Genomic DNA, 23,681 nt, shown 5'->3' on the forward strand with positions numbered 1-23,681 from the left:
GCCCGCACACGGTGTGCGGGTTGGCGACTTCTTTGTTTGCGACTAATCTTTGAGAGAGTGCTTCATGAAACACATTGCCATCATCGGCGGCGGCATCACGGGCGTCACCAGCGCCTACACCCTGGCAAAGGCCGGCTACCGCGTCACCCTGATCGAGAAGAACCGTTACGCCGGCATGGAAACGTCGTACGCCAACGGCGGCCAGCTATCAGCCTCCAACGCCGAGGTCTGGACCCACCCCAGTACCCTGGTCAAAGGCTTGAAGTGGATGTTCACCAAAGACGCACCGCTGTTGATGAACCCCCTGCCGACCTGGCACAAGCTGAGCTGGATGGCCGAGTTTGTGGCCGCCATTCCCCGCTACCGCGACAACACCGAGGCCACCACCCGCATGGCCATTGCCGCACGCGAGCACCTGTTTGGCTGGGCACAGGCCGAGGGCATTGACTTTGACCATGTGCGCAAGGGCATTCTGCACATTTACCGCGACAAAAAAGGCTTTGACCATGCTGGGCGGGTTTCGACCATGCTGGCTGCGGGCGGCCTGGAACGCCGCGCTGTGACACCGGATGAAATGAAAGCCATAGAACCCACACTGGCGGGCCGGTATTACGGTGGCTACTTCACCGAGAGCGACTCCACCGGCGACATCCACAAATTCACCCACGGCCTGTCGCAGGCCTGCGCACGCAAGGGTGTGAATTTTCTCTACGGCTGCGAGGTACTGCGCGCCCAGGCCGATGGCCAGAACGCCCAGATCACACTGCAAACCGAAGGGAAAACCGAAACCCACGTTTTTGACAGCATCGTGGTTTGCGCCGGTGTGCATGGCCGTGGCATTGCAGCGCAATTGGGCGACCGGCTCAACATCTATCCCGTCAAGGGCTATTCCATCACCGTGGAATTGAATGACGCAGTCAGCCAGCAGGCGGCACCCCAGGTGAGCCTGCTGGACGACGAGACCAAGCTGGTCACCAGCCGCTTGGGCCAAGACCGCTTCCGTGTGGCGGGCACGGCTGAATTCAACGGTGTGGACCACGACATCCGCGCCGACCGTATCCGGCCCCTGGTGCAGTGGGTCAACCAATGCTTCCCTGGCGTGAGCACGCGCCGCATCGAGCCTTGGGCCGGGCTGCGCCCGATGTTGCCGGCCATGATGCCACGCGTAGGCCAGGGTCGCCGTGCCAACGTGTTCTACAACACGGGGCATGGCCACCTGGGCTGGACGCTGTCGGCCATCACGGCGCACCAATTGGCGGGGCATGTGCAGCAGCACTTTGCAAAGCGTGCGCCGTCCGTCACACTCGGCCTGAAAGGAGTACCCGATGGCAGTATCCGTATTTGATTTGTTCAAAATTGGCATTGGCCCCAGCAGCTCGCACACCGTGGGGCCGATGCGTGCGGCACGCCAGTTCGTGCTGCGCCTACAACAAGGCGGCCTGCTGGAGCGCACTGTCACCGTGCGGTGCTCCCTGCATGGCTCACTGGGCGCCACTGGCAAGGGCCACGCCAGTGATGTGGCCGTGCTGCTGGGCTTGTGCGGCCACGAGCCAGACACGGTGGCGGTGGACAGCATTGCCGATCTGGTGGCCACCATCCGCGCCGAGCGGCAATTGGTGTTGGGCGGCACCCACCGCATAGCCTTTCAAGAGAAGGATGACCTGCAGTTTCTGCGCGCACCCCTGCCGTTTCACGCCAACGGCATGCGATTTGTGGCGTTGGACGCAGTCGGAAACGAGCTTGCCAACCGCGTCTACTACTCGGTGGGCGGCGGCTTTATCGTCAGCGACGAAGTGGCTACCGACGGCAGCCGCCACAAAGTGATTGCACCCGACGCCACGGTGCTGCCGCTGCCCTTCACCACGGGTGATGCCTTGTTGCAACTGACCCAGCAACATGGCCTGTCCATCGCGCAGGTGATGCGCAAAAACGAACAGCACTGGCGCAGCGACGCCGAGATCGATGCTGGCCTCTTGCGCATCTGGCAGGTGATGCAAGACTGCGTCAAGCGCGGCTGCGCCACCGATGGCGTGCTGCCCGGTGGCTTCAAGGTCAAACGCCGCGCCCACGCGCTCTACCTAGCGCTCTGCGCCAACCCCGAAGCCGCCCTGCGCGACCCCCTGCAGGTGCTGGACTGGGTCAACCTCTACGCCCTGGCCGTCAACGAAGAAAACGCCGCCGGCGGGCGCGTGGTCACGGCGCCCACCAATGGCGCGGCGGGCATCATCCCGGCGGTGCTGCACTACTACACGCGTTTTGTGCCGGGTTCTAACGATGCTGGGGTCATCGACTTTTTGCTCACCGCCGCCGCCATCGGCATTCTGTACAAAGAGAACGCCAGCATCAGCGGCGCCGAGGTCGGCTGCCAGGGCGAGGTGGGCGTGGCCTGCTCGATGGCCGCGGGCGCCTTGTGCGCGGTCATGGGCGGCACACCCGAACAGGTGGAAAACGCCGCCGAGATCGGCATGGAACACCACCTGGGCCTGACCTGCGACCCCGTGGGCGGGCTGGTGCAGATTCCGTGCATCGAACGCAACGCCATTGCCTCGGTCAAGGCCATCAACGCGGCGCGCATGGCGCTGCGGGGTGATGGTTCGCACTTCGTGAGCCTGGACAAGGTCATCAAGACCATGCGTGAAACCGGCGCCGACATGAAGACCAAGTACAAAGAAACAGCGCGTGGCGGGCTGGCGGTGAATATTGTGGAGTGCTGAGCCCAATGCCCTGCCAATAGGTTGCGCCGTTGCCGCAATGGCTGAGGTAGGATGCCACCTCACCACAGCAGGGAGACACTGCGCATGCCACACCACCATCGTTCAACCCGCTGGGTGCAGATCGCCACGGTAGTGGTCAGCTTGCTCTTGCCCACAGCCGCAACCATGGCAGCCAAACCGGCCTTGCAGGCCTGCCGGGTCGAGGGTATTCCCAACGAAGTGCAATGCGGCACCGTGCAGCGCCCGCTCGACCCTGCGCGACCCAATGGCCCGCAAATCGATGTGCACTACCTCGTAGTGCCCGCCATGGCCCGCAACAAGCAGCCTGATGCGGTGCTGTTGCTGGCCGGTGGCCCTGGTCAAAGCGCCATCAGCGTGGCGCCCAGCGTAATGTCGCGCCTGGGGCGACTCAACAACCGGCGTGATCTGGTGTTTATTGACCAGCGCGGCACCGGTCAATCCGCGCCGCTGCAGTGCGCCGATGAATCGCACCTGCCAATACAGGAAGCACTGGACCCCGCTGCACAGCTCAAGCGCCTGCGCCAGTGCAAGGAAAGTCTCGAAAAATTGCCTTATGGGGATCTGCGCTTCTACACCACCACGCTGGCCATGCAGGATTTTGAAGCGGTGCGTCTGCAACAGGGCGTAACCCAGTGGAACCTGGTCGGCGCGTCCTACGGCACCCGGGCGGCACTGGAATACCAGCGGCAGTTCCCTGGCAGCGTGCGCCGCACTGTGCTTGACGGCGTGGCGCCACCCGACATGGTTTTGCCAGCCAGCTTCTCCGTCGATGGCCAGGCCGCACTGGATGCCTTGTTTGCCGCCTGCGAAAAAGACACCCAAGCCGGCCGTGGTTGCGCGCGGCGTTTTCCAACCCTTCGCCAGGAGTGGCAGAGCCTGCTGGCGGGGCTGCCCCGCACGGTGACCGTCAATCAACCCATGACTGGCATCCCGGAAACCTTCACATTGACCCGCAGTGCGGTGTTGCAGTCGGTTCGCGCTCCACTGTATGCACCGGCCCTGGCTGCGGCGTTGCCGGCGGCCATCCGTGCGGCGGCGCAGGGGCGCTATGAGGGACTACTGGGTCTATCGGGGGCACTGGCGTCATCCAAAGCCTTGCGGCTCGCCATGGGCATGCATTTTTCGGTGGTCTGCACCGAAGATGTGCCGCGACTGACCACAGACACACAGCCGGTCGGGGCTGACTTCGGCACCTCGGACGCCGATCTGTACCGCGCAGTCTGCAGCTTTTGGCCACGGGGTGCGGTGGATGCCGATTTCTACCAAGTACCCAAGGCACAGACCCCGGTGCTGTTGCTCAGCGGTGGGGCCGACCCAGCGACTCCGCCACGCCACGGAGCACGCGTAGCCGCCGCGCTGGGAGCCAAGGCGCAGCACATCGTCGTACCGCAAGCTGGGCATGGCGTCATGAGCCTGGGCTGCATGCACGATGTGGTGTTTCGCTTCATTACGGCGGCCACCGACGCTCTGGCGTTGCCACAAGACGCCAGCTGTGCCGTCCACATTCCCAGGCCTGATGTCTTTCTGCCCCCCATTGCACCCAACACCAAAGCCGCAGGCCAACCATGATCCAGATCGACCAAGTCAGCAAGCGGTTTGAGCTACCTGGCACCGCCAAGCCATTTCGTCGCGCACCCAAGCAGTTGGTGCAGGCAGTGCGCAGCGTCAACCTGCATGCACCCAATGGGCGTATCACTGGTTTGCTGGGCCCCAACGGCGCCGGCAAGACCACCACGCTGCGCATGTTGGGTGCCCTGTTCCAACCCGACAGTGGCAGCATCTCTGTAGATGGCATTGCCGTGGCACAGCAACCCAGGGCGGCGTTGGCTCGCATGGGCATTTTGGGTGATGCGCATGGTCTGTACCCGCGCCTCACCGCACGGGAAAACGTAGTCTATTTTGGCCGCCTGCAGGGCATGGCGCACGACGCGGCAAACGACCGTGCCGAAGAGCTATCGCGCTTGCTGGACATGGCTTCGATTTTGGACCGGCGCGCCGAAGGATTCAGCCAGGGCGAGCGCATGAAGACGGCGCTGGCGCGTGCCTTGGTGCACGACCCGGCCAACATTGTGCTGGACGAGCCCACCAACGGACTGGACGTACTGGCCACCCGCGCCCTGCGCGACGCCCTGCGCTACCTGCGTTCGCCCGAAGGGGGCAACAAGTGCATCGTTTTTTCCACGCACATCATGCCGGAGGTGCAGCAGCTGTGTGAGCATGTGGTGATCATGGCCCATGGGAGCAGCGTGGCAGAAGGCACGGTAGACGAGTTGCTGGCCCAGACCGGTAAAGCCAATTTTGAAGACGCGTTTGTCCAGCTGGCCTTTGAAGCCCAGCCAGCAGGAGGTCAACCATGAAAACGTTTTTGCGGAACATGGCCATCGTTGTCGCCAAAGAGATCATGGACGCCTTGCGCGACCGCCGCACCTTGCTACGACTCTTGGTGCCGGCGGTGCTGATGGGGCCCTTGCTGCTACTGGCGGTATCGGGGCTGATTTCGTCGCTGGAAGACCGCGCAGAAAAGCACGAGGTCCTGGTGGCTGGCATGGAACATGCACCCAGCCTTCGCAACTACCTGGAGCGACAGACGTACACCATCAAAACCGCGCCGCCGGACTACGAAGCCCGCCTGCACGCATCCACCTTGCTGGAGCCGGTGCTGGTCATCAAACCATCGTTTGAGCGCGATCTGCTGGAAGGCGAGCGCCCCACAGTGGAACTGGTAAGCGACAGTGCCAACCAGCGTGCCGGCGCCGGCTTGCCGCCCCTGCAGCGCCTGATGGCCGGCTTCAACCGGGAGCGTGCCACGCTAAACCTGGCCTTGCGTGGTGTTTCCACCGACCTGTTGCAGCCGGTTGAGGTGCAGGAGCGCGACCTGGCCAGCGTTCAGGCCCGTGCCACCCGCATGACGGCCATCATTCCCATGTTCATCATCATGGCGGTGTTGTACGGCGCGCTGACTGCCGCCCTGGACAGCACGGCGGGCGAGCGCGAACGGGGTTCGCTGGAGCCGCTGCTGATGAACCCGGTACAACACCTGGCGCTGGTGACGGGCAAGTGGTGCGCAGTGGCCACGCTGGGCATGGCGGTGGCATTGATATCGAGCCTGAGTTTTGTCCCGGCACAGTGGTTTTTGAAAAGTGACAGCCTGCAGGCCATGTTCCGCTTTGGCGCGCCCGAGGTTATTTCGTTCTGGCTATTGCAACTGCCACTGGCTGCCGGACTGGGCGCGGTATTGATGGCGCTGGCCATTCGTTCCAAGACCTTCAAGGAGGCGCAGGCCGGCAGTGGGTTAATCATTACCCTGGTCGCCCTGTCGCCCATGATCAGCATGCTCAACCCCGGCGGCGAGGCCTGGTGGTACCTGTGGGTGCCGGGTCTGAGCCAGAACACGCTGATGATGCTGGTACTCAAGGGCGAAACACTGGGCTGGGCGCAGATTCTTCCCAGTGTGGCCGTCGGCCTGGCGCTCACAGCTGCTTGTCTGAGCTATGTAGCGTGGTCGATGCGGGCTGCGGTAGCACGGTGACGTCAAAATTTCGCGCGTGCTGGTAAGCTGGACCTGACAAGCGTCAATTCGCTCGACTATCATTCTTCGATGAAGTTTCAACGGGTGATCGGTAGCCTTGCCACGCGCATCATCTTGGTGGGCATCGTTTTCGTTGCGCTAGGAACACTGGCGCGCACCTTGGTGCTGACGCAGTACCTGCGGGAAGACGTTGGTGCGGTGATGGCCACACAACAACTGACCTTGGCCAACTATGTGGCGCGCGACATCGACCAGAACATACTGGAACGCCAGAAGCTGCTCCAGCAAATGGCGGCCACGCTGCCGCTGGACCAGCTGAACCACCCTGCCCAATTGCGCGAATGGTTGGGCTCCCGGCATGCGCTGCAATCATCCTTTTCGGACGGCTTCGTTGTCACCACCACCAACGGCCAGGTAGTAGCCGATTACCCAGAGCGCCCCGAGCGCGCTGGCCTGGACTATGGCGACCACGACTACATCCGCGTAGCCCGGGATGGCGTTATCGCGATCGGCGCACCGGCGGTGGACCCGGTCATTCAAAAACCCATCCTCCCCATGGCAGTATCAGTGCGCGATGCATCCGGCAAGGTGCAAGCCATTCTGATCGGCACGACGGCCCTGGATGCCACTGGCTTTCTGAGCTTTGCCCCGAACGACCGTGTTGGTGAGGGCGGCAGTTTTCTGTTGATTTCCCCCCGCGACCGGCTATTCGTCGCGTCCACCGATCCAGCCATGGTGCTTAAGCCTACACCGGCCGACGGCGTCAACCCCTTGCACGACCGCGCTATGCAAGGCTACCGCGGCACTGGCATCACGGTCAACGCCCAGGGTGTAGAAGAAATTTCCGCCGTGGCTTCCGTTCCCAGTACCGGTTGGTTTGTGGTAGCCCGCATACCCTCGTCAGAGGCATTTGCGGTAATCGGCCGCACCCAACAGTATGTTGCCAAGAACACTTTCCTGAGCATGGTGGTTTTCTTGCTGATCACCGGCGGCTTCCTGATCTATGTATTTCGTCCCCTGCTGCACGCAGCCGACCACGCCGACCGCATGACCCGTGGCGACGTCCCCTTGGAACCCCTGAGAGTGGTGCGCCAGGATGAAGTCGGCCACCTGACAGAAGCCTTTAACCGCCTGCTGGAAAAGTTACAGGCCAGTCAGGCAAAAATGGAACACATGGCACACCACGACGTGCTAACGGGCCTTCCCAACCGCGCGCTGCTCAACGATCGGCTGACACAAGCATTGGCCCGAGCCAGTCGCAACCAGACCCAGCTGGCATTGCTCTATGTGGATCTGGACCGTTTCAAGCCCATCAACGACCTGTTGGGGCATGAAGCCGGTGATGCCGCCCTAATGCAAATCGCCCAGCGTCTGACAGAGGTGGTGCGCGAGTCTGATACCCTGGCCCGAGTGGGTGGTGACGAATTTGTGCTGCTGCTGACCGATCTGCAGGGTTCAGGCGAACATGCAAAGGCAGCTGCCTCTGCCGTAGCGACCAAATGCCTGGATGCCATCGCAAAACCCATCACCTTGCATGGCGATCAGCACACCATTGGCGCATCCATTGGTATCGCCTTGGGAGATGGCACCGTGTCGCCACAAGACCTGCAGGTGGCTGCCGACAGCGCCATGTACAAGGCCAAACAGGCCGGTGGACAGCGCAGCTACTGCATTCCGGCCAGACCGGCAATCGCCAGCGCATAGCCATTGACCCCAAAGCCCGCCATGACCGCGTTGGCCGCTGGCGAAATGTAGGAATGGTGGCGAAAGGCCTCACGCGCGTGCACATTGCTGATGTGCAGCTCAATCAACGTGATACCCGTGCCTTTGATGGCGTCCTGCAACGCCACGCTGGTGTGCGTGTAGGCACCCGCATTCAAGATAACACCGGCCAGTTTTCCCTTGGCATGCAGCGCGCCGGCTTCATGCAGCCAATCCACCAATTCGCCTTCGTGGTTGGACTGGCGAAATTCCAGCGCAAAACCGTTGGCAGCGCACGCGCGCTCACACAACAGGCGCACATCATTCAACGTCTGTGTGCCATACACCTGCGGTTCGCGCGTGCCCAGCAGGTTGAGGTTGGGGCCGTTGAGGACAAAAGCAGTTTTCATGGCGGAGTTTCGTGAAATTCAGTGATTTGGAGAATGCTACTACTTTTATAGCTGTCTACGTATATTAGACGAGGGCTAGAGGCACATTTCGCTCTAAATACTGGCTGCAATCGGTGGCAGCACATGCTGCACATCCCCACACTGGGCGCGGTTGCGCAGGGCGTGTTCCATCACCACCAGGGCCAGCATGGCCTCGGCAATCGGGGTGGCCCGGATGCCCACGCAGGGGTCGTGGCGGCCTTTGGTGATGATTTGGGTGACGTTGCCGGCCACATCAATCGAATCGCGCGGCGTGATGATGGAGCTGGTGGGTTTGACAGCAATACTCACCTCCAGGTCTTGCCCGGTGCTGATGCCACCCAGCACGCCACCAGCGTTGTTGCTGGCAAAGCCCGCCGGTGTGAGCGAATCGCCATGCGTGGTGCCACGCTGCGCCACGCAGGCAAAGCCGGCGCCTATTTCCACGCCCTTGACGGCGTTGATGCCCATCATGGCGTAGGCAATGTCCGCGTCCATCTTGTCAAACAGTGGCTCGCCCAGACCCACCGGCACGTTGGAGGCGCAAACACGAATCCTGGCTCCGCACGAGTCGCCAGACTTGCGCATGCTGTCCATGTAGTCTTCCAGCGCCTGCACATCGGCCACCGGGGCAAAGAAGGGGTTGTGGGAAACGTGGTCCCAGCTCTCAAACGCAATCGACAGCTCACCCATTTGCGTCATGCAGCCTTTGAAGGTGGTGCCGTACTTTTCCTTCAACCATTTTTTGGCCACCGCGCCAGCGGCAACCATGGGCGCAGTCATGCGCGCGCTGGAGCGGCCACCACCGCGCGGGTCGCGAATGCCGTATTTCTGAAAGTAGGTGTAATCCGCATGGCCGGGGCGGAAGGTTTCCAGAATGTTGCCGTAGTCTTTGCTGCGTTGGTCGACGTTTTCGATCAACAGGGCAATCGGCGTGCCAGTGGTCTTGCCCTGGTAGACGCCGCTCAAGATCTTCACGGCATCGGGCTCGTTGCGCTGGGTGACAAAGCGGCTGGTGCCGGGTCGGCGGCGGTCCAGGTCGCCCTGAATGTCGGCCTCGCACAAGTCCATGCCCGGCGGACAGCCGTCAATCACGCAGCCAATGGCCGGGCCGTGGGATTCACCAAAGTTGGTGACTGCGAAGAGATGTCCAAAGGTATTGCCGCTCATAGGTGGGGATTATCCCCGACGCCGCGTCGCTATCATGCACCCCAAGGGAGAAAAGCCGGTGCAACAAGCAAATATCGTCAACACATTCATCGCACGCTGGAGCGGTGTCACGGCGTCAGAGCTGTCCACCGCCCAAAGCTTTGTGCGTGAGCTGTGTGACCTGCTGCAGGTAGCGCCGCCCCACCCCACACCCGCACAAGACTACATGTTTGAGCGCCCCATTACCTTCCACCACGGTGATGGCTCCAGCAGCGCAGGGCGTATCGACTGTTACCGGCGGGGGCACTTTGTGCTGGAGGCCAAAAAGCTCAAGACTGGCGGCCACACCAAAGGTTTTGACGACGCGCTGATGCGTGCCCGCGCACAGGCCGAGGGCTATGCACGCGCCCTGCCCGCGCCAGAAGGCCGCCCGCCTTTTTGCCTGGTGGTCGATGTGGGCAACGTCATCGAAGTGTATGCAGAGTTCACCCAAAGCGGCGCCACCTACACCCCGTTCCCAGACCCGCGCAGCCACCGCATCAAGTTGGCCGATTTGGCCAAGCCCGAGGTGCGTGCCACCTTGCGCGCCATCTGGACCGACCCGCACAGCCTGGACCCCAGCCGCGCCAGCGCCCGCGTCACCCGCGAAGTGGCGGGGCAACTGGCCAAACTGGCCAAATCGCTGGAGCAAAGCGGCCACCGCGCCGACCACGTGGGCGCATTCTTGACCCGCTGCCTGTTCAGTATGTTTGCCGAAGATGTAGAGCTACTGCCCGAAGGCAGCTTTATAAAACTGCTGCAAACCTACCGCGACCAGCCCGCAACAGCGCAGCAAATGCTGCGCATCCTGTGGACCGACATGGACCACGGTGGCTTTTGCGCTGCGCTGGCTGCACCCGTGCTGCACTTCAATGGCAAATTGTTCAAGGAGCCCTCGTCGGATGGATATAGCTTGCTATTGAATCGGGAGCAAATCGACCAACTCATCGCCGCCGCCCAAGCCAACTGGCGCGAGGTAGAGCCCGCCATTTTTGGCACCTTGCTGGAGCGCGCGCTGGACCCCACCGAGCGCCACGCGCTGGGCGCCCACTACACGCCACGTGCCTATGTAGAGCGCCTGGTGCTGCCCACCGTGATCGAGCCCTTGCGCATGGAATGGGCCAACGCCCAAGCCGCTGCCGTGGTGCTGGCCCAAGAAGCGGCCGAACTCAGCGGCAAAGCGCATGACAACAAAATGGCCGAGGCCCGCGCCGAGGTTCACAAGTTTCACCACCAGCTCTGCACCACCCGCGTGTTAGACCCGGCGTGTGGCAGTGGCAACTTTTTGTACGTGACGCTGGAACACTTGAAGCGGCTGGAAGGCGAGGTGCTCAACCAGCTAGAGGCCTTGGGTCAAACGCAAGACAGTCTGGCGCTGGAGGGCGAAACGGTTACCTTGCAGCAGTTGCGCGGTATTGAGCTGAACGAGCGCGCCGCCGCGCTGGCCGAGCTGGTGTTGTGGATTGGCTACTTGCAGTGGCACATTCGCACCCGTGGCAACAAGGCCGTGGCCGAGCCGGTAGTGCACAACTACGGCAACATCGAATGCCGCGACGCGGTGCTGGCGTGGGACGACCTGGAGCCCGCCTACGACCCGCATGGCGTGCTGTTAACCCGTTGGGACGGCACCACCTTCAAAATCCACCCTGTCACTGGCGCGCAGGTGCCCGACGAAGCTGCCCAGGTGCCGCAATGGAAATATCTGAACCCGCGCAAGGCGCAGTGGCCGCAGGTGGATTTCATTGTGGGCAACCCGCCGTTCATTGGCGCGTCGACCATGCGCGCGGCGCTGGGCGATGGCTATGTAGAAACCTTGCGCAAGGTGTGGAGCGATGTACCGGAATCGGCAGATTTTGTGATGTATTGGTGGGGGCATGCCGCTGCTTTAGTGGCTGCGGGTTTAGTGCAGCGCTCGGGGTTGATTACGACCAATAGCTTGCGGCAGACGTTTAACCGGCGGGTGGTGCAGGCAGTGTTGGATGGCAGCGGGGCACAGTTTGCCGCCGCCCTCATACTGCCAAACGCGCAGAAATCGGTCGGCGACAAACCGCACCCCACTGCTGGCGGTGCGTCGCTGGTGTTCGCCATAGCGGACCACCCGTGGGTGGACTCGGCCAATGGTGCGGCGGTGCGGATTGCGATGACCGTGGTTCAGGCTGGTAATTCGCCGCTGGAGGGCCGTTTGCTCGCGGTCGCCGATGAGCAAACCGGCGAGTATGGCGAGGTGGCTGTCACGCTGGACGAGCAAACGGGGTTGATCCATGCGGATTTGAGCGTGGGGGCCAACGTGGCATCGGCTGTGGCGCTGCGAGCCAATGGCGGAATCACCAGCCGCGGCGTCATGTTATTCGGGGCAGGCTTCATCATCACCCCTGCAGAAGCGCTTGCACTCGGACTTGGAGGCATCACCGGCTTGGAACGCGTGATCCGCGAATACCGCAATGGCCGCGACCTGACCGACGGACCGCGAGGGGTAAAAGTCATAGACGCATTTGGTCTGACCGCCGAGCAACTCCGCAACCAATTTCCTGCCGTGTACCAAAGGCTTTTGGAACGCGTGAAGCCGGAGCGCGACGCGAAGGGCACGAGCAAAGACGGCGCTGGCTACGCGGCGCTGTGGTGGCTCTTCGGCAAACCTCGGCAAGAAATGCGCAAGCAACTCGCCACCCTACCCCGCTTCATCGCCACCGTAGAAACATCCAAACACCGCACCTTCCAGTTTCTGTCCGCCTCGGTGCTGCCCGACAACAAGCTCATCGCCATCGCCTTGGCCGATGCGTTCTCGCTCGGCGTACTGTCCAGCCGCACCCACGTGGACTGGTCGCTGGCGGCAGGTAGTTGGCTGGGCGTGGGCAACGACCCGGTGTACGTAAAAACACGTTGCTTCGAGGCCTTCCCCTTCCCCTCCGAAGACACCGGCCTAACCCCCGACCTACGCACCCGCATCGCCCACCTGGCCGAGCAGATCGACGCGCACCGCAAGCGCGTGCTGGTGCAGGCGTCCCCCGCAAAGAAGGCAGACAAGCTAACCCTGACCGGCCTCTACAACGTACTAGAAGCCTTAAGAGAAGGCCGCGAACTAACGGCCAAAGAAAAGACCATCCACACCCAAGGCCTGGTAGGCGTCCTCAAAGAGCTGCACGACGAACTGGACACAGCGGTGTTGCAGGCCTACGGTTGGGCCGACCTGCACGCCACGCCTGCCGACACGCCAGAGTTGCTAATCCGCCTGGTGGCCCTGAACGCACGACGCGCTGCAGAAGAAAAGACCGGTCTGGTACGCTGGTTGCGCCCTGAGTTTCAAAATCCGGTTGTGGTGGATTCGCTATCAAACAAGGAGCTGCCTACGTATATTCCACGAGGGCTACAGGCAGATTTGGCACTAAACAATTCCGATAAAACGGCTATGGCGCCAGCCACCAGCACCACCCTGGCCTGGCCTGCGACCCTGCCCGAGCAGGTGCGCGCAGTGGCCCAACTGCTAGCCAGCGCCAACACCGCCCTGCCACTGTCAGCCCTGGAGGCCAGCTTCAAAGGCCGTGGCCCCTGGAAGAAAAGTCTGCCCCGCATTCTGGAAACGCTGGAAGCCTTGGGGCGCGCGCGTCGCGTTGGCGCTGACTGGAGAAGCTAGGCGCAATATCCCGGCAGGGTACAACGGCTAGAAGCCGTGTGTCTTGCCGCTAACCCGGGTCAGCCTTTGGCGTTGTCAGCAGGGGTGTCGTCTTCGCCCTCAGGCCAGTCGCGGATATAGGCCTTGAGCATCTTGTTTTCAAAATTCTGGCTGTCCACCACCGTCTTGGCGACGTCGTAGAAGCTGATCACACCCATCAGCATGCCCTTGTCCATCACCGGCATGTAGCGCGCGTGGCGGTCCAGCATCATGCGGCGCACCTCGTCCATGTCGGTTTCCATGGTGCAGATCAGCGGGCCGTTGTCCATGGCCCGATAGACCGAGGTGGTACCAAAAGCACCACCGTTTTTGACCACCGCAATGATCACTTCGCGAAAAGTCAGCATGCCCACGACCCGGCCATTCGAGATGACCACCAATGAGCCTATGTCTTTTTCGGCCATGAGCCCGGCGGCATCGGCCAGGGAATCTTCGGGGGTGGTGGTGTAGAGCGTGCCGCCCTTGACGCGCAGGATATCGCTGACTTTCATGGGTTTTCCTTGTTGCACCGAGTTGGCAAAATTCACCCAAATATAGCCCACAATCGGCAGGTTTCATCACTGCTCGAAATGCGGAGAATTTCTATGCCCGGTTACGCTGACCCCGGATTTGACACCCTGGCCCTGCACGCAGGCGCCACCCCCGACGCCACCGGCGCCCGCGCCGTGCCCATTCACCTCACTACCTCCTTCGTTTTCGAATCCAGCGAACACGCGCAGTCGCTGTTCAACCTGGAACGCGCGGGCCATGTGTACAGCCGCATCAGCAACCCGACCAACGCGGTGCTGGAGCAACGCGTTGCGGCACTGGAAGGCGGCATTGGCGCCATTACGGTGGCCAGCGGCCAGGCGGCCCTGCACCTGAGCATTGCCACGCTGATGGGTGCCGGCTCGCACATCGTGGCCAGTACGGCGCTTTACGGCGGCTCACAAAACCTGCTGCACTACACCCTGCGCCGATTCGGCATTGAGACCACTTTCGTCAAGCCAGGCGATATGGACGGCTGGAAGGCCGCCATCCGCCCCAACACCAAGCTGCTGTTTGGTGAAACCGTGGGCAACCCCGGGCTGGAGGTGCTGGACATTCCCACGGTGTCTGCCATCGCCCACGAGGCTGGTGTCCCGCTGCTGGTGGACTCCACGTTGACCTCTCCGTGGCTGATGCAGCCGCTGGCACTGGGGGCCGATCTGGTCTACCACTCGGCCACCAAGTTCCTCAGTGGCCACGGCACAGTCATTGGCGGCATCGTAGTGGATGGTGGCAGTTTTGACTGGGCACGTGCCTACGCGGCCAGCGGCAAATTTGAAGAACTGGCCGCGCCCTACGACGGTTTTCATGGCATGAACTTTAGTGAAGAAAGCACCGTGGGCGCCTTCTTGCTGCGCGCGCGGCGCGAAGGCCTGCGCGACTTTGGCGCTTGCATGAGCCCGCACACGGCCTGGCTGATTCTGCAAGGCGTAGAGACGCTGAGCCTGCGCATGGAACGCCACATGCGCAACACCGAGAAGGTGGTGCAGTTCCTGGCCAGCCAGCCCTTTGTGGGCCGTGTGGGCCACCCCATGCTGGAAAGCCACCCCAGCCACGCGCTGGCGCAAAAGCTTTTGCCCAAGGGGGCGGGTTCGGTGTTCAGTTTTGACCTCAAAGGCAACCGCGAACAGGGCAAGAAATTCATCGAGACGCTCAAGGTGTTTAGCCACCTGGCCAATGTAGGCGACTGCCGCAGCCTGGTGATCCACCCGGCCAGCACCACACACTTTCGCATGACCGACGAGGCGCTGGCAGCGGGCGGCATTACGCAGGGGACGATTCGCCTGTCCATCGGGCTGGAAGATGCCGACGATTTGATTGACGATTTGAAGCGTGCGCTCAAGGCCGCCGAGAAAGCTGGAGTCTAAAAAATGGAACTGCTCGTCAACGGCGCTAAAACCTATTGCTACACCGGCGGCAAGGCCTTCGATACCGCCAAGCCCACGGTGGTTTTTATCCACGGCGTGCTCAACGACCATAGCGTCTGGATTCTGCAAAGCCGCTACCTGGCCAACCATGGCTACAACGTGCTGGCGGTAGACCTGCCCGGCCACTGCCGCAGCGCGGGTGAGGCACCCTCTTCTGTGGAAGAAGCGGCAGACTTCATTGCCGCCCTGCTGGATGCCGCCGGGGTGCAAAAGGCCGCGTTGGTGGGCCACAGCTGGGGCTCGCTCATCGCCCTGGAAGCCGCCGCCCGGCTGAAAGAACGCGTGACGCATCTGGTGCTGGTGGGCACGGCCTTCCCCATGAAGGTATCGCCGATGCTGATTGAGGCTTCGCTGAACGAGCCCGAAAAAGCCCTCTCCATGGTCAACGTGTTCTCACGCAGCACACTGGCGGCGCCCCCTTCGGTTTTGGGGGCCGGCACCTGGGTTTATGGCACGGGTATGGCGCTCGGCCGGCGGGTGCTGGCCAGCAACACCGCTGTCAACGTGTTCCATCGGGGTTTTGTGGCCTGTGACCGCTATGCCAACGGCGAGGTGGCCATCACGACCATCACCTGCCCGGTGCTGTTTGTGCTGGGCGCACAAGACCAAATGACCATGGCAAAGTCGGCGCAGCCACTCATCACCAAGGCCCGCGCCAGTGGCAAGGCGGTGCGGGTAACAACACTGCCCGTGGGCCACCACCAGATGAGCGAAACACCCGAGGCAACTTTGTTTGCGATCCGTGACTTTCTGAATGCGCCCACGGGTCAGCCTGCGGCATGACGGTTCACACGTTCGCCCTGCCCCGCGTATTGCCCCAGCATTGGATTGGCAGGAGCCTGATGGCCAGCCTGCTCTGTCTGACCGCCACACTCTGCAGCGCCACCGAACTGCAACTGCTAACCGAAGAGAATCCCCCGCTCAACTATTCTGAAAACGGTGTCCCAAAGGGCCTGAGTGTGGACGTGGTGCGCGGCATCCAGCGCCGTCTGGGCAACACCGACTCCATCAAGGTCCTGCCCTGGGCCCGTGCCTACCGCTTGGCTACCACGGAACCAAATGTTGCCCTGTTTGGCACAGCACGCAGCGCAACGCGGGAGGACCAGTTTCAATGGGTAGGACCACTGGCAACGGCGATTGCCTCGTTCTACAGCAAAGCCGGCTCGGGCCTGCAGATTGCCAGCATGGAAGACGCAAAGAAGGTGTCGCGCATTCTGGTGGTACGCGACTTCTACACCCACCAGATGCTGGTAAAGCTGGGCTTCAACAACCTGGAACTGGTATCCAACCCTGAAACCATGGTGAAAATGGCCGTGCACGACCGTGCACCACTGATGTTTGTGGGCAACGTGACACTGACAGAGCTGCTGGAAAAAGCCGATGCCAAGCGAAGCGACGTGGAACTGGTCTACACCGTGACCAGCATCCAGACCTACATCGCGTTTTCTTTGGGCACACCCAGGGAAGTGGTCTCTGCCTGGCAGGCGGCACTGGACGCCATGAAGCGCGACGGCAGCTACAACGCTATTTATGCCAAGTGGTTGCCCGGCGAAACCCCGGCCAAAATCAAACCAGACCCGGCGATTGCCCCCTATTGAGGGGTTCCATACCGCCAAGGGTTTGGCGTGCCGTCAAAAACTACATTCCAGCCTTGACCGACAACACGGGGCACGAAACCGACATCAACAACTCCTGGGCCACACTGCCCAGGATGAGCTTGCCGACCGGTGAGCGTTTGCGGATGCCGATGATGAGCAGCGAAGCTGGCAAGGTATCCACCAGGTTTTCGATCTCTTCAACCGTGCTCTTGCCCCGGCCAAATTGCTTGAACACGCCGTCCACCTTGGCATCGGCCAACAGTTTTTCAATGCGCTCTGCGTCATGCGCGCTGGCCATGGAGGCATCATCGCCATCACCAGGGGTTGCGTTAACCACCATCAGCGGCTCATTGCGGCGTTTGGCAATTTCAATCCCCTTGTCCAAGGCAGCCTGCCCTTCGGGGCGGGGGGCGTAGGCAACAAGAATGGTCATGGATCTTCCTTTAGTGGGCAGTGGTGATGGGAATCAAGGCATTGTGCATGGTCTGCACAAAACTGCAGTGTCGCCGAATGGTCATGGTGCATCCCCATCGATCGATTTTTGGGCCAGCACAGCGGCAACCCGCAGCCGCAATTCAGGCAGTAACTCGGCCTCAAACCAGGGGTTATTGCGCAGCCAGCGGTTGTTGCGCGGGCTGGGGTGCGGCAAAGGCACCACGGCAGGCCAATGGCTGCGCCACGCCTGCACCACCTGCGTGAGTGAGCGTCCGCGCGGTCCCGGCAGGTGGTAGTCCAGCGCATACTGGCCAATCACCAAGGTGAGTTGCACATGGGGTAGCGCTTGCAGCAGTGGCGCCCGCCATTGGGGTGCGCATTCCGGCCGTGGCGGCAAGTCACCGGATCGACCGGTGCCGGGGTAACAAAAGCCCATGGGTGCGATGGCCACCTGGGAGGCGTCGTAAAAGACCTCGGGAGGCATGCCCAACCAGTCGCGCAGCCGGTCGCCACTCGCATCGGTAAACGGCAGCCCCGACGCGTGCACTTTGCGCCCCGGCGCCTGGCTGGCGATCAGGATGCGGGCGCTAGCCCCCGCCTGTAGCACCGGACGTGGACCCAGCGGCAGATGCGCCTCGCAAAGGCGGCAGGCACGGATTTCGGTTAGCAGTTTAGGCAGCGTCGACATTTGGGGAAAATGCTATACCATTCATAGCACCTCACGTAGTGTTACCGAGGGCCAGCGGCCAATTTGCCACATCTTCTCGGTCTGGGGAGTGCGTTCCACCAACCAGGTGCTCAGCAGCGGCTGCAACAGCGTCGTATCCGGGTCCACCAGCAGCACATAGCGCGCCTCCGTGCCCGGCTGCATCACCTCGCGCAGCTGGCCAACCCAATCAATAGAAATCAAAGTCTGTAGCAAAGGCTCCAGCCGCAGTGGGTCCACATGCAGGGTGCTGCACAGTTGCTCCAGCGTCATGCCCTTGGCAGGTTGCGTGCGCACCAGCTCAAGCTGCTGCACCACCTCTAAAGAAAACTGAAAACGCCAGCCGTGTGGTAATCGGCGCAGCGTTCCCCCGGCCAGCAGGCTGGGCAAGTAGGCCGTGAGTGCCGCACCCAACAACACAATGACCCAGACCAGATAAATCCAGACCAACAAAATGGGCAGCGTGGCAAAAGCGCCATAAACCATCGAATAGGTGGGCACGCTGGACACATAAAACGCCAAACCGCGCTTGGCCAGCTCCATGCCGGTGGACACGAACACGCCACCCATCCAGGCATGGTCCCAGCGCACATGGGTGTTGGGTACAAAGCGATACAACGCCGCCATGCCGCCAGCCACCGCCAAAAATTGCAGCAGATTGAGCAACAGCGACACACCACCCGGCAAGTCGCCCACCATACCCTTGGAAAAGGAAACGGCATACGAGGTCATGCTCAGGCTCACTGCCAGCAGCACCGGCCCCAGGGTGATGGCGGACCAGTAGATCACCACACGCTGGGTAAACGGGCGCGGTTTGCGCACCCTCCAGATGTTGTTGAGCGTACGGTCTATGGTGAACACCAGCGCCAGCGCCGTGAACAACAGGGCCACCAGGCCCAGCGAGCCCAGCTTGTTGGCTTTGCCGGCAAACTGGTTGAGGTAGCCCAGCACCTGACGGGCAATGTTGTCAGGAACCAGACTTACGATTAGCCATTTTTGCAACACATCCTGGAACTTGGCAAACATCGGAAATGCCGTAAACACGGCCAGCGCCACGGTAATGAACGGTACCAGCGCAATGATGGTGGTAAAGGTCAGGCTACTGGCCGTCAGGCTCAGGCGATCTTCGCGAAAGCGCTCGCGCAGCGTGCGCAGTGCGTGGAACCACGGCACGTGGGACACTTCCAGCAGCCAGCCCTGTAATAGTCGTATGAATTGCATGGCCGCTATGATGCCACCGACATGAACGCTCCCTCATCAACCCCCTCCTCATCCGTCAACACCACGCGCTGGCTCGCCGTGGGCAGTGTGCTGGCACTGATTCTGCTGTCCTTGGCCTGGGAACTGGTTCTCGCACCCCTGCGCCCCGGCGGTTCCTGGCTGGCCCTCAAGGCCCTGCCGCTGTGCATTCCACTGGCCGGCCTCTTGAAAAACCGGCTCTACACCTACCGCTGGGTCAGCCTGGTGGTGTGGCTGTATTTCATTGAAGGGGTGGTGCGCGCCTGGAGCGACAAGGCACCGGGCAACTATTTGGCCATGGTTGAAATTGTGCTGTGCCTGCTGCTGTTTGTGGCCTGCGCCCTGCATGTGCGCCTGCGCCTGGGTCCACGCGGCGCCAACAAAAATCCTGATAGCCTGGAGGTTGCACCATGAGCACCGACAACCCATTGATCACGCAACTGCGTAGCATCGTTGGCCCAACCAACGTCCTGAATGAGGGCGACCTGAGCGCCTGGGAGCTGGACTGGCGCAAGCGCGAGCGCGGCCACGCCCTGGCCGTAGTGCGCCCCGCCAGCACAGCAGAAGTTGCCTCCGTGGTAAAGGCCTGCGCTGCTGCAGGCGTCAGCATCGTCCCCCAGGGCGGCAACACCGGCATGGTAGTGGGCTCCACGCCCGACGCCAGCGGCACGCAGGTGGTGCTGAGCCTGACCCGCATGAACCAGGTGCGCGCACTGGATGGCGCCAACCTCACCATTACCGTAGACGCCGGTTGCGTGCTGCAATCCATTCAAGAGATGTGTGAACAGGCCGGCTTTTTGTTCCCCTTGAGCCTAGCCTCCGAGGGCAGTTGCACCATCGGCGGCAACCTGGGCACCAATGCGGGCGGCACCCAGGTCGTGCGCTATGGGAACACACGCGAACTCTGTTTGGGCCTGGAGGTGGTCACGCCACAGGGCGAGATTTGGGACGGTTTGACGGGCCTGCGCAAAGACAACACCGGCTACGACCTGCGCCACCTGATGATTGGCTCCGAAGGCACGCTGGGTGTCATTACCGGCGCCACCATGAAGCTTTACCCACTGCCCAAGGCGCAACTCACCGCGTTTGCCGCCGTGCCCTCGCTGGACGCCGCCGTGCAACTGCTGGGCCTGGCCCACCAGCACCTGAGCGCGGGCCTGACCGGCTTTGAGGTCATGGGCCAATTTGCCCTGAGCCTGGTGACCAAACACTTTGCGCAAATCAAGGTACCGTTTCAAAACACGGATTTCCCCTACTGTGTCGTGCTGGAGAACTCCGACCAGGAGTCTGAAGCGCACGCACGTGAACGTTTCGAGCATTTGCTGGAAGTCGCCATGGAACAAGGCTGTGTGGTAGACGCCGTGGTGGCCGAAAGCATCACCCAGGCCCGCGCGCTGTGGCACATCCGGGAGAGCATTCCGCTGGCGCAGGCACAAGAGGGACTCAATATCAAACACGACATCTCGATTGCTGTATCGCGCATCCCCGAATTTGTGCGCCAAACCGACGCCCTGCTGCAAGCCGCCTACCCCGGCGCCCGCCTGGTCAACTACGGCCATCTGGGCGACGGCAACCTGCACTACAACGTGCAGGCGCCCGAGGGCGGGGACGCCGAAGCTTTTTTGCGAGATGATGAAAAAGGCGTCAACGGCATCGTCTACGACATGGTGGACCAGTACAAAGGTTCCATCAGCGCCGAGCACGGCATCGGCAGCTTGAAACGCGACAAGCTGGTGCAGCACAAGTCGCCCGTGGCGCTGGACATGATGCGCGCCATCAAACGGGCACTGGATCCACACAACCTCATGAACCCAGGAAGAATGCTATCAATTAAATAGCATACTACGCATAGTTGACGAGGGCTATCGGCCCATCGCAACCATCAATTGCCTAATATCAAGCTCAGTATGATACCTGTGGTGATGGCAACCAACAGGTAGTCACCACCACTTTGCACCCATTGGTAGCCACGGGGCGGGGGGGTAAGACGGTGGGCACGCCAGTCTTCTACGACATATTGCCGTTCACGGTACTGGGGAGGCAAACGCCCGCCGCGGTAGTACATACGGTCTGGCCCGCCGCCACGCTCGCCATGTTGGGGTTGGCCATAGTAGCGATAGTTGTCGCGGTAGTCACCACGATAGTCACCGCGATTGTTGTCACGATAATCGCCGCGATTGCTGCCACGATAGTTGTTGCGGTAGTCACCGCGTTCGCGGTCGTTCCTGCGTTGGTCGCGATCGTAGGTGTTCTGGGACTGGTTGTTGTTGTTGTAGTTGCGGTTGGCACCGGGCGAGTCGCCTTGGGCCCAGGCAACCTGGCTCGTGACCAATATGACGGCCATGACAGTGGAGAAAACTTTTTTGCTACGCATGGAGGGCTCCTGGTGAGGGAAAATCTTCAGGCTTTGCGGGCGCCGAGTGGTTCATCGTGTACCCACAAATCATTTTTATTATGCGCCGACAAAATCCATCTGTCCGTGCGCCAGCGAACGCGGCATGGTTGACCGGTTACAGTGGCGGGGTGGATGTCGCAATAGGGGCGCCTTCCATGAACAAAATCGAGTTTGACTGACCTGACCGACGGAGGAGACACCATGAGCAAAATGGCACCGGAGATGCTGGCCTTGCAGCGTTTGTATCACTGGGAGAAGACCTCTCCAAACCGCGTCGCGTTTACCCAACCGATGGGTGGCGGTGTGGTCCAGGACACCACCTGGGGCGAGGTGGCCAATCAGGTGCGCCGGATGGCGAACTACCTGCAGTCGCAAGGCTGGGAGCCCGGCTCCAAGGTCGCAATCCTGTCCAAAAATTGCAGCTGGTGGATCATGAGCGATCTGGCGATCTGGATGGCTGGCTACGTTTCGGTGCCGTTGTACCCGACGCTGGCAGCAGCAACCGTCCACCAAATCCTCACGCACAGCGAGGCCAAAGCCTGTTTCATCGGCAAACTCGACGGCTGGGAACAGATGAAGCCAGGTGTTCCCGTTGGGATGCCGTGCCTGAGCTATCCATTGTCGCCACCCGACGCCATCAAGTCCTATCCCGGCTGGGAGAAGATCTGCAAAGACACCCCACCGCTGCAAGGCAATCGGGAGCGTGGTGGGGACGAACTGGCCACCTTGATTTACACCTCTGGCACGACCGGCATGCCCAAGGGGGTGATGCACAGCTTCAGCAATTTCGCTTGGGCGCTGGACGCAGGCATCCGGCGCCTGCCGATGGGCGCGGATGACCGCATGTTGTCGTACCTTCCGCTGGCGCACGTGGTCGAGCGGGTGCTGGTCGAACACGGTTGGTTACGTACTGGTATGCAGGTTTTTTTCGCCGACTCGCTCGACACATTTGCAGCAGACCTGCAACGCGCCCGCCCGACGATCTTCTTCTCGGTGCCGCGCTTGTGGGTGAAGTTTCAGCAGGGCGTACACCACAAGATGCCGCAAGCCAAGCTCAACCTCCTGTTGTCGATTCCAATTCTGAGCGGCATTGTCCGGCGCAAGTTGCTGAAGGCCCTGGGCCTGGATCAGTGCCGCATCGCCGCAGGGGGTGCGGCACCGATGCCGCTAGCCCTGTTGCAGTGGTACAGCAAGATTGGCCTGGACATCAACGAAGGTTACGGCATGACCGAGAACCTGGCCTTATCCCATATCACCGAACCCGGCAAGAACCAGCAAGGCACCGTGGGGCCTGCCTACGACGGCGTCGAAGACCGGATCGATCCCGAGAACGGCGAGATCCAGATGCGCAGCCCGGCGCTGATGCTGGGCTATTACAAGGAACCCGAAAAAACCCGGGAAGCCATGACCGAAGATGGCTGGTTGCGCACCGGCGACAAGGGCCGCCTCGATAAGCAGCGTGTCTTGTCCATCACCGGTCGTGTCAAGGACCTGTTCAAGACCGGCAAGGGCAAATACGTGGCTCCGGCGCCGATCGAGGACAAACTGATGACGCACGAAGCGATTGAAGCCTGTGTGGTCACCGGGGCGAACTTGGGGCAACCCCTGGGAATCATCATGCTGGGTGCCGACTACCAAAGTCGGGCCGCCGATGCCGGCGCACGCGCCGAACTCGAGCAATCCCTGGCACAACACCTCAAAACGATCAATGCGGCGCTCGACCCACATGAGCGCTTGCAGTGTTTGGTGGTAGCCAGTACGCCTTGGACGGTTGAGAACGAGATCCTCACGCCAACCTTCAAAATCAAGCGCAACCGGATCGAGGAGTTGTACGCCGCAAGTTACGATGGCTGGGAGTCATCCGGCAAGAAAGTGATCTGGTAAGGACGCGGCCCCAACTCCCGTCAAGTCACAGGGCGCAGTCCGCGATAGCTACTGCGGCACCAGTTCTACCCGCCGGTTTTTGGCGCCTGCCATATCCTGAGCAAGAGCAAGGCTGCTCCCCAGGACGCATATCGTCTATCGTGATGCGAGTCATATCACTTCTTTTCATGGCCAGGGAAAACATTACAAGCACGCAAAAGTGATAGTGTCTGTGCGAT

General features: G+C 61.4%; 20 protein-coding genes. 13 read left to right on the forward strand and 7 right to left on the reverse strand.

All coding sequences use genetic code 11. From position 1 onward, the window contains the following. Positions 1 to 64 precede the first annotated feature (64 nt). The 6 genes from IPI80_RS06765 to IPI80_RS06790 all read left to right on the forward strand — a co-directional run bounded on the left by IPI80_RS06765 (position 65) and on the right by IPI80_RS06790 (position 7,968). Entirely contained in the window at positions 65 to 1,345 is a 1,281-nt protein-coding gene (locus IPI80_RS06765; RefSeq protein ID WP_413858409.1) for a D-amino acid dehydrogenase, read from the forward strand. Next, positions 1,326 to 2,714 carry an L-serine ammonia-lyase gene (locus IPI80_RS06770; RefSeq protein ID WP_413858411.1) on the forward strand — a complete coding sequence of 463 codons (1,389 nt, stop codon included), beginning with the start codon at positions 1,326 to 1,328 and terminating at the stop codon, positions 2,712 to 2,714. The genes IPI80_RS06765 and IPI80_RS06770 overlap by 20 nt, the downstream gene beginning before the upstream one ends. 84 nt (positions 2,715 to 2,798) lie before the next feature. Then, a complete protein-coding gene (locus tag IPI80_RS06775; RefSeq protein ID WP_413858413.1) occupies positions 2,799 to 4,304 on the forward strand; it encodes an alpha/beta hydrolase in 1,506 nt (501 codons plus the stop codon). Next, the gene (locus IPI80_RS06780; RefSeq protein WP_413858415.1) at positions 4,301 to 5,092 is read left to right on the forward strand and encodes an ATP-binding cassette domain-containing protein; all 792 of its coding nucleotides are present in this window, start codon (positions 4,301 to 4,303) and stop codon (positions 5,090 to 5,092) included. The genes IPI80_RS06775 and IPI80_RS06780 overlap by 4 nt, the downstream gene beginning before the upstream one ends. Continuing rightward, complete coding sequence (locus tag IPI80_RS06785; RefSeq protein WP_413858417.1) at positions 5,089 to 6,264, forward strand: ABC transporter permease; 1,176 nt, start codon at positions 5,089 to 5,091, stop codon at positions 6,262 to 6,264. Before IPI80_RS06780 ends, IPI80_RS06785 begins: the two co-directional genes overlap by 4 nt. A 69-nt stretch (positions 6,265 to 6,333) precedes the next feature. Beyond that, on the forward strand, positions 6,334 to 7,968 hold the full coding sequence (locus IPI80_RS06790; RefSeq protein ID WP_413858419.1) for a diguanylate cyclase domain-containing protein: 1,635 nt from the start codon (positions 6,334 to 6,336) through the stop codon (positions 7,966 to 7,968). Here the strand turns inward: IPI80_RS06790 and aroQ are convergent. Both aroQ and aroC read right to left on the reverse strand, forming a co-directional pair. After that, on the reverse strand, positions 7,929 to 8,375 hold the full coding sequence (gene aroQ, locus IPI80_RS06795) for a type II 3-dehydroquinate dehydratase (RefSeq protein ID WP_413858421.1): 447 nt from the start codon (positions 8,373 to 8,375) through the stop codon (positions 7,929 to 7,931). The genes IPI80_RS06790 and aroQ overlap by 40 nt on opposite strands. Positions 8,376 to 8,468: 93 nt before the next feature. Next, positions 8,469 to 9,563, reverse strand: coding sequence for a chorismate synthase (gene aroC / locus IPI80_RS06800; protein ID WP_413858423.1), 1,095 nt, complete (start codon positions 9,561 to 9,563; stop codon positions 8,469 to 8,471). A gap of 58 nt (positions 9,564 to 9,621) precedes the next feature. Here aroC and IPI80_RS06805 point away from each other — a divergent pair, with 58 nt between their 5' ends. Further along, positions 9,622 to 13,212 (forward strand): class I SAM-dependent DNA methyltransferase, encoded by a 3,591-nt coding sequence (locus tag IPI80_RS06805; protein WP_413858425.1) that lies wholly within the window; start codon positions 9,622 to 9,624, stop codon positions 13,210 to 13,212. 59 nt (positions 13,213 to 13,271) lie between these two features. On the opposite strand, the gene IPI80_RS06810 is transcribed toward IPI80_RS06805, so the two are convergent. After that, the gene (locus tag IPI80_RS06810) at positions 13,272 to 13,742 is read right to left on the reverse strand and encodes a CBS domain-containing protein (protein WP_413858427.1); all 471 of its coding nucleotides are present in this window, start codon (positions 13,740 to 13,742) and stop codon (positions 13,272 to 13,274) included. Positions 13,743 to 13,835: 93 nt separating this feature from the next. On the opposite strand from IPI80_RS06810, the gene IPI80_RS06815 reads away from it, so the two are divergent. The 3 genes from IPI80_RS06815 to IPI80_RS06825 are packed head-to-tail and all read left to right on the forward strand — an operon-like array spanning position 13,836 to position 16,804. Then, positions 13,836 to 15,146 (forward strand): O-acetylhomoserine aminocarboxypropyltransferase, encoded by a 1,311-nt coding sequence (locus IPI80_RS06815; protein WP_413858429.1) that lies wholly within the window; start codon positions 13,836 to 13,838, stop codon positions 15,144 to 15,146. 3 nt (positions 15,147 to 15,149) lie between these two features. Continuing rightward, positions 15,150 to 15,989, forward strand: a complete 840-nt coding sequence (locus tag IPI80_RS06820) for an alpha/beta fold hydrolase (RefSeq protein ID WP_413858431.1) — start codon at positions 15,150 to 15,152, stop codon at positions 15,987 to 15,989. Further along, positions 15,986 to 16,804 (forward strand): substrate-binding periplasmic protein, encoded by an 819-nt coding sequence (locus IPI80_RS06825; protein ID WP_413858433.1) that lies wholly within the window; start codon positions 15,986 to 15,988, stop codon positions 16,802 to 16,804. Before IPI80_RS06820 ends, IPI80_RS06825 begins: the two co-directional genes overlap by 4 nt. Positions 16,805 to 16,844: 40 nt before the next feature. On the opposite strand, the gene IPI80_RS06830 is transcribed toward IPI80_RS06825, so the two are convergent. The 3 genes from IPI80_RS06830 to IPI80_RS06840 form a co-directional block, all read right to left on the reverse strand. After that, positions 16,845 to 17,237, reverse strand: a complete 393-nt coding sequence (locus tag IPI80_RS06830) for a universal stress protein (RefSeq protein ID WP_413858435.1) — start codon at positions 17,235 to 17,237, stop codon at positions 16,845 to 16,847. An 81-nt stretch (positions 17,238 to 17,318) separates the two neighbouring features. Further along, positions 17,319 to 17,927 carry a uracil-DNA glycosylase family protein gene (locus IPI80_RS06835; protein WP_413858437.1) on the reverse strand — a complete coding sequence of 203 codons (609 nt, stop codon included), beginning with the start codon at positions 17,925 to 17,927 and terminating at the stop codon, positions 17,319 to 17,321. Between the two features lie 21 nt (positions 17,928 to 17,948). Next, entirely contained in the window at positions 17,949 to 19,166 is a 1,218-nt protein-coding gene (locus tag IPI80_RS06840; protein ID WP_413858439.1) for a YihY family inner membrane protein, read from the reverse strand. Between the two features lie 21 nt (positions 19,167 to 19,187). Here IPI80_RS06840 and IPI80_RS06845 point away from each other — a divergent pair, with 21 nt between their 5' ends. Beyond that, on the forward strand, positions 19,188 to 19,598 hold the full coding sequence (locus IPI80_RS06845) for a DUF2069 domain-containing protein (RefSeq protein WP_413858441.1): 411 nt from the start codon (positions 19,188 to 19,190) through the stop codon (positions 19,596 to 19,598). After that, a complete protein-coding gene (locus IPI80_RS06850) occupies positions 19,595 to 21,022 on the forward strand; it encodes an FAD-binding oxidoreductase (protein ID WP_413858443.1) in 1,428 nt (475 codons plus the stop codon). Before IPI80_RS06845 ends, IPI80_RS06850 begins: the two co-directional genes overlap by 4 nt. Positions 21,023 to 21,066: 44 nt before the next feature. Here the strand turns inward: IPI80_RS06850 and IPI80_RS06855 are convergent, their stop codons facing one another. Continuing rightward, positions 21,067 to 21,558: an RcnB family protein gene (locus IPI80_RS06855; protein WP_413858445.1), complete on the reverse strand. Its 492-nt coding sequence runs from the start codon at positions 21,556 to 21,558 to the stop codon at positions 21,067 to 21,069. Between the two features lie 222 nt (positions 21,559 to 21,780). On the opposite strand from IPI80_RS06855, the gene IPI80_RS06860 reads away from it, so the two are divergent. Next, a complete protein-coding gene (locus IPI80_RS06860) occupies positions 21,781 to 23,463 on the forward strand; it encodes an AMP-binding protein (protein WP_413858447.1) in 1,683 nt (560 codons plus the stop codon). The last annotated feature ends 218 nt before the right edge of the window (positions 23,464 to 23,681 follow it).

The sequence above is a fragment of the Candidatus Aalborgicola defluviihabitans genome (assembly GCF_016705985.1).
Classification (GTDB): domain Bacteria; phylum Pseudomonadota; class Gammaproteobacteria; order Burkholderiales; family Burkholderiaceae_C; genus Allorhodoferax; species Allorhodoferax defluviihabitans.

Bases quoted from the DNA above. Each gene is read 5' to 3' on its own strand.
- IPI80_RS06765 (WP_413858409.1), top strand. From the start codon at position 65: ATGAAACACATTGCCATCATCGGCGGCGGCATCACGGGCGTCACCAGC.
- IPI80_RS06770 (WP_413858411.1), top strand. From the start codon at position 1,326: ATGGCAGTATCCGTATTTGATTTGTTCAAAATTGGCATTGGCCCCAGC.
- IPI80_RS06775 (WP_413858413.1), top strand. From the start codon at position 2,799: ATGCCACACCACCATCGTTCAACCCGCTGGGTGCAGATCGCCACGGTA.
- IPI80_RS06780 (WP_413858415.1), top strand. From the start codon at position 4,301: ATGATCCAGATCGACCAAGTCAGCAAGCGGTTTGAGCTACCTGGCACC.
- IPI80_RS06785 (WP_413858417.1), top strand. From the start codon at position 5,089: ATGAAAACGTTTTTGCGGAACATGGCCATCGTTGTCGCCAAAGAGATC.
- IPI80_RS06790 (WP_413858419.1), top strand. From the start codon at position 6,334: ATGAAGTTTCAACGGGTGATCGGTAGCCTTGCCACGCGCATCATCTTG.
- aroQ (WP_413858421.1), bottom strand. From the start codon at position 8,375: ATGAAAACTGCTTTTGTCCTCAACGGCCCCAACCTCAACCTGCTGGGC.
- aroC (WP_413858423.1), bottom strand. From the start codon at position 9,563: ATGAGCGGCAATACCTTTGGACATCTCTTCGCAGTCACCAACTTTGGT.
- IPI80_RS06810 (WP_413858427.1), bottom strand. From the start codon at position 13,742: ATGAAAGTCAGCGATATCCTGCGCGTCAAGGGCGGCACGCTCTACACC.
- IPI80_RS06815 (WP_413858429.1), top strand. From the start codon at position 13,836: ATGCCCGGTTACGCTGACCCCGGATTTGACACCCTGGCCCTGCACGCA.
- IPI80_RS06820 (WP_413858431.1), top strand. From the start codon at position 15,150: ATGGAACTGCTCGTCAACGGCGCTAAAACCTATTGCTACACCGGCGGC.
- IPI80_RS06825 (WP_413858433.1), top strand. From the start codon at position 15,986: ATGACGGTTCACACGTTCGCCCTGCCCCGCGTATTGCCCCAGCATTGG.
- IPI80_RS06830 (WP_413858435.1), bottom strand. From the start codon at position 17,237: ATGACCATTCTTGTTGCCTACGCCCCCCGCCCCGAAGGGCAGGCTGCC.
- IPI80_RS06835 (WP_413858437.1), bottom strand. From the start codon at position 17,927: ATGTCGACGCTGCCTAAACTGCTAACCGAAATCCGTGCCTGCCGCCTT.
- IPI80_RS06840 (WP_413858439.1), bottom strand. From the start codon at position 19,166: ATGCAATTCATACGACTATTACAGGGCTGGCTGCTGGAAGTGTCCCAC.
- IPI80_RS06845 (WP_413858441.1), top strand. From the start codon at position 19,188: ATGAACGCTCCCTCATCAACCCCCTCCTCATCCGTCAACACCACGCGC.
- IPI80_RS06850 (WP_413858443.1), top strand. From the start codon at position 19,595: ATGAGCACCGACAACCCATTGATCACGCAACTGCGTAGCATCGTTGGC.
- IPI80_RS06855 (WP_413858445.1), bottom strand. From the start codon at position 21,558: ATGCGTAGCAAAAAAGTTTTCTCCACTGTCATGGCCGTCATATTGGTC.
- IPI80_RS06860 (WP_413858447.1), top strand. From the start codon at position 21,781: ATGAGCAAAATGGCACCGGAGATGCTGGCCTTGCAGCGTTTGTATCAC.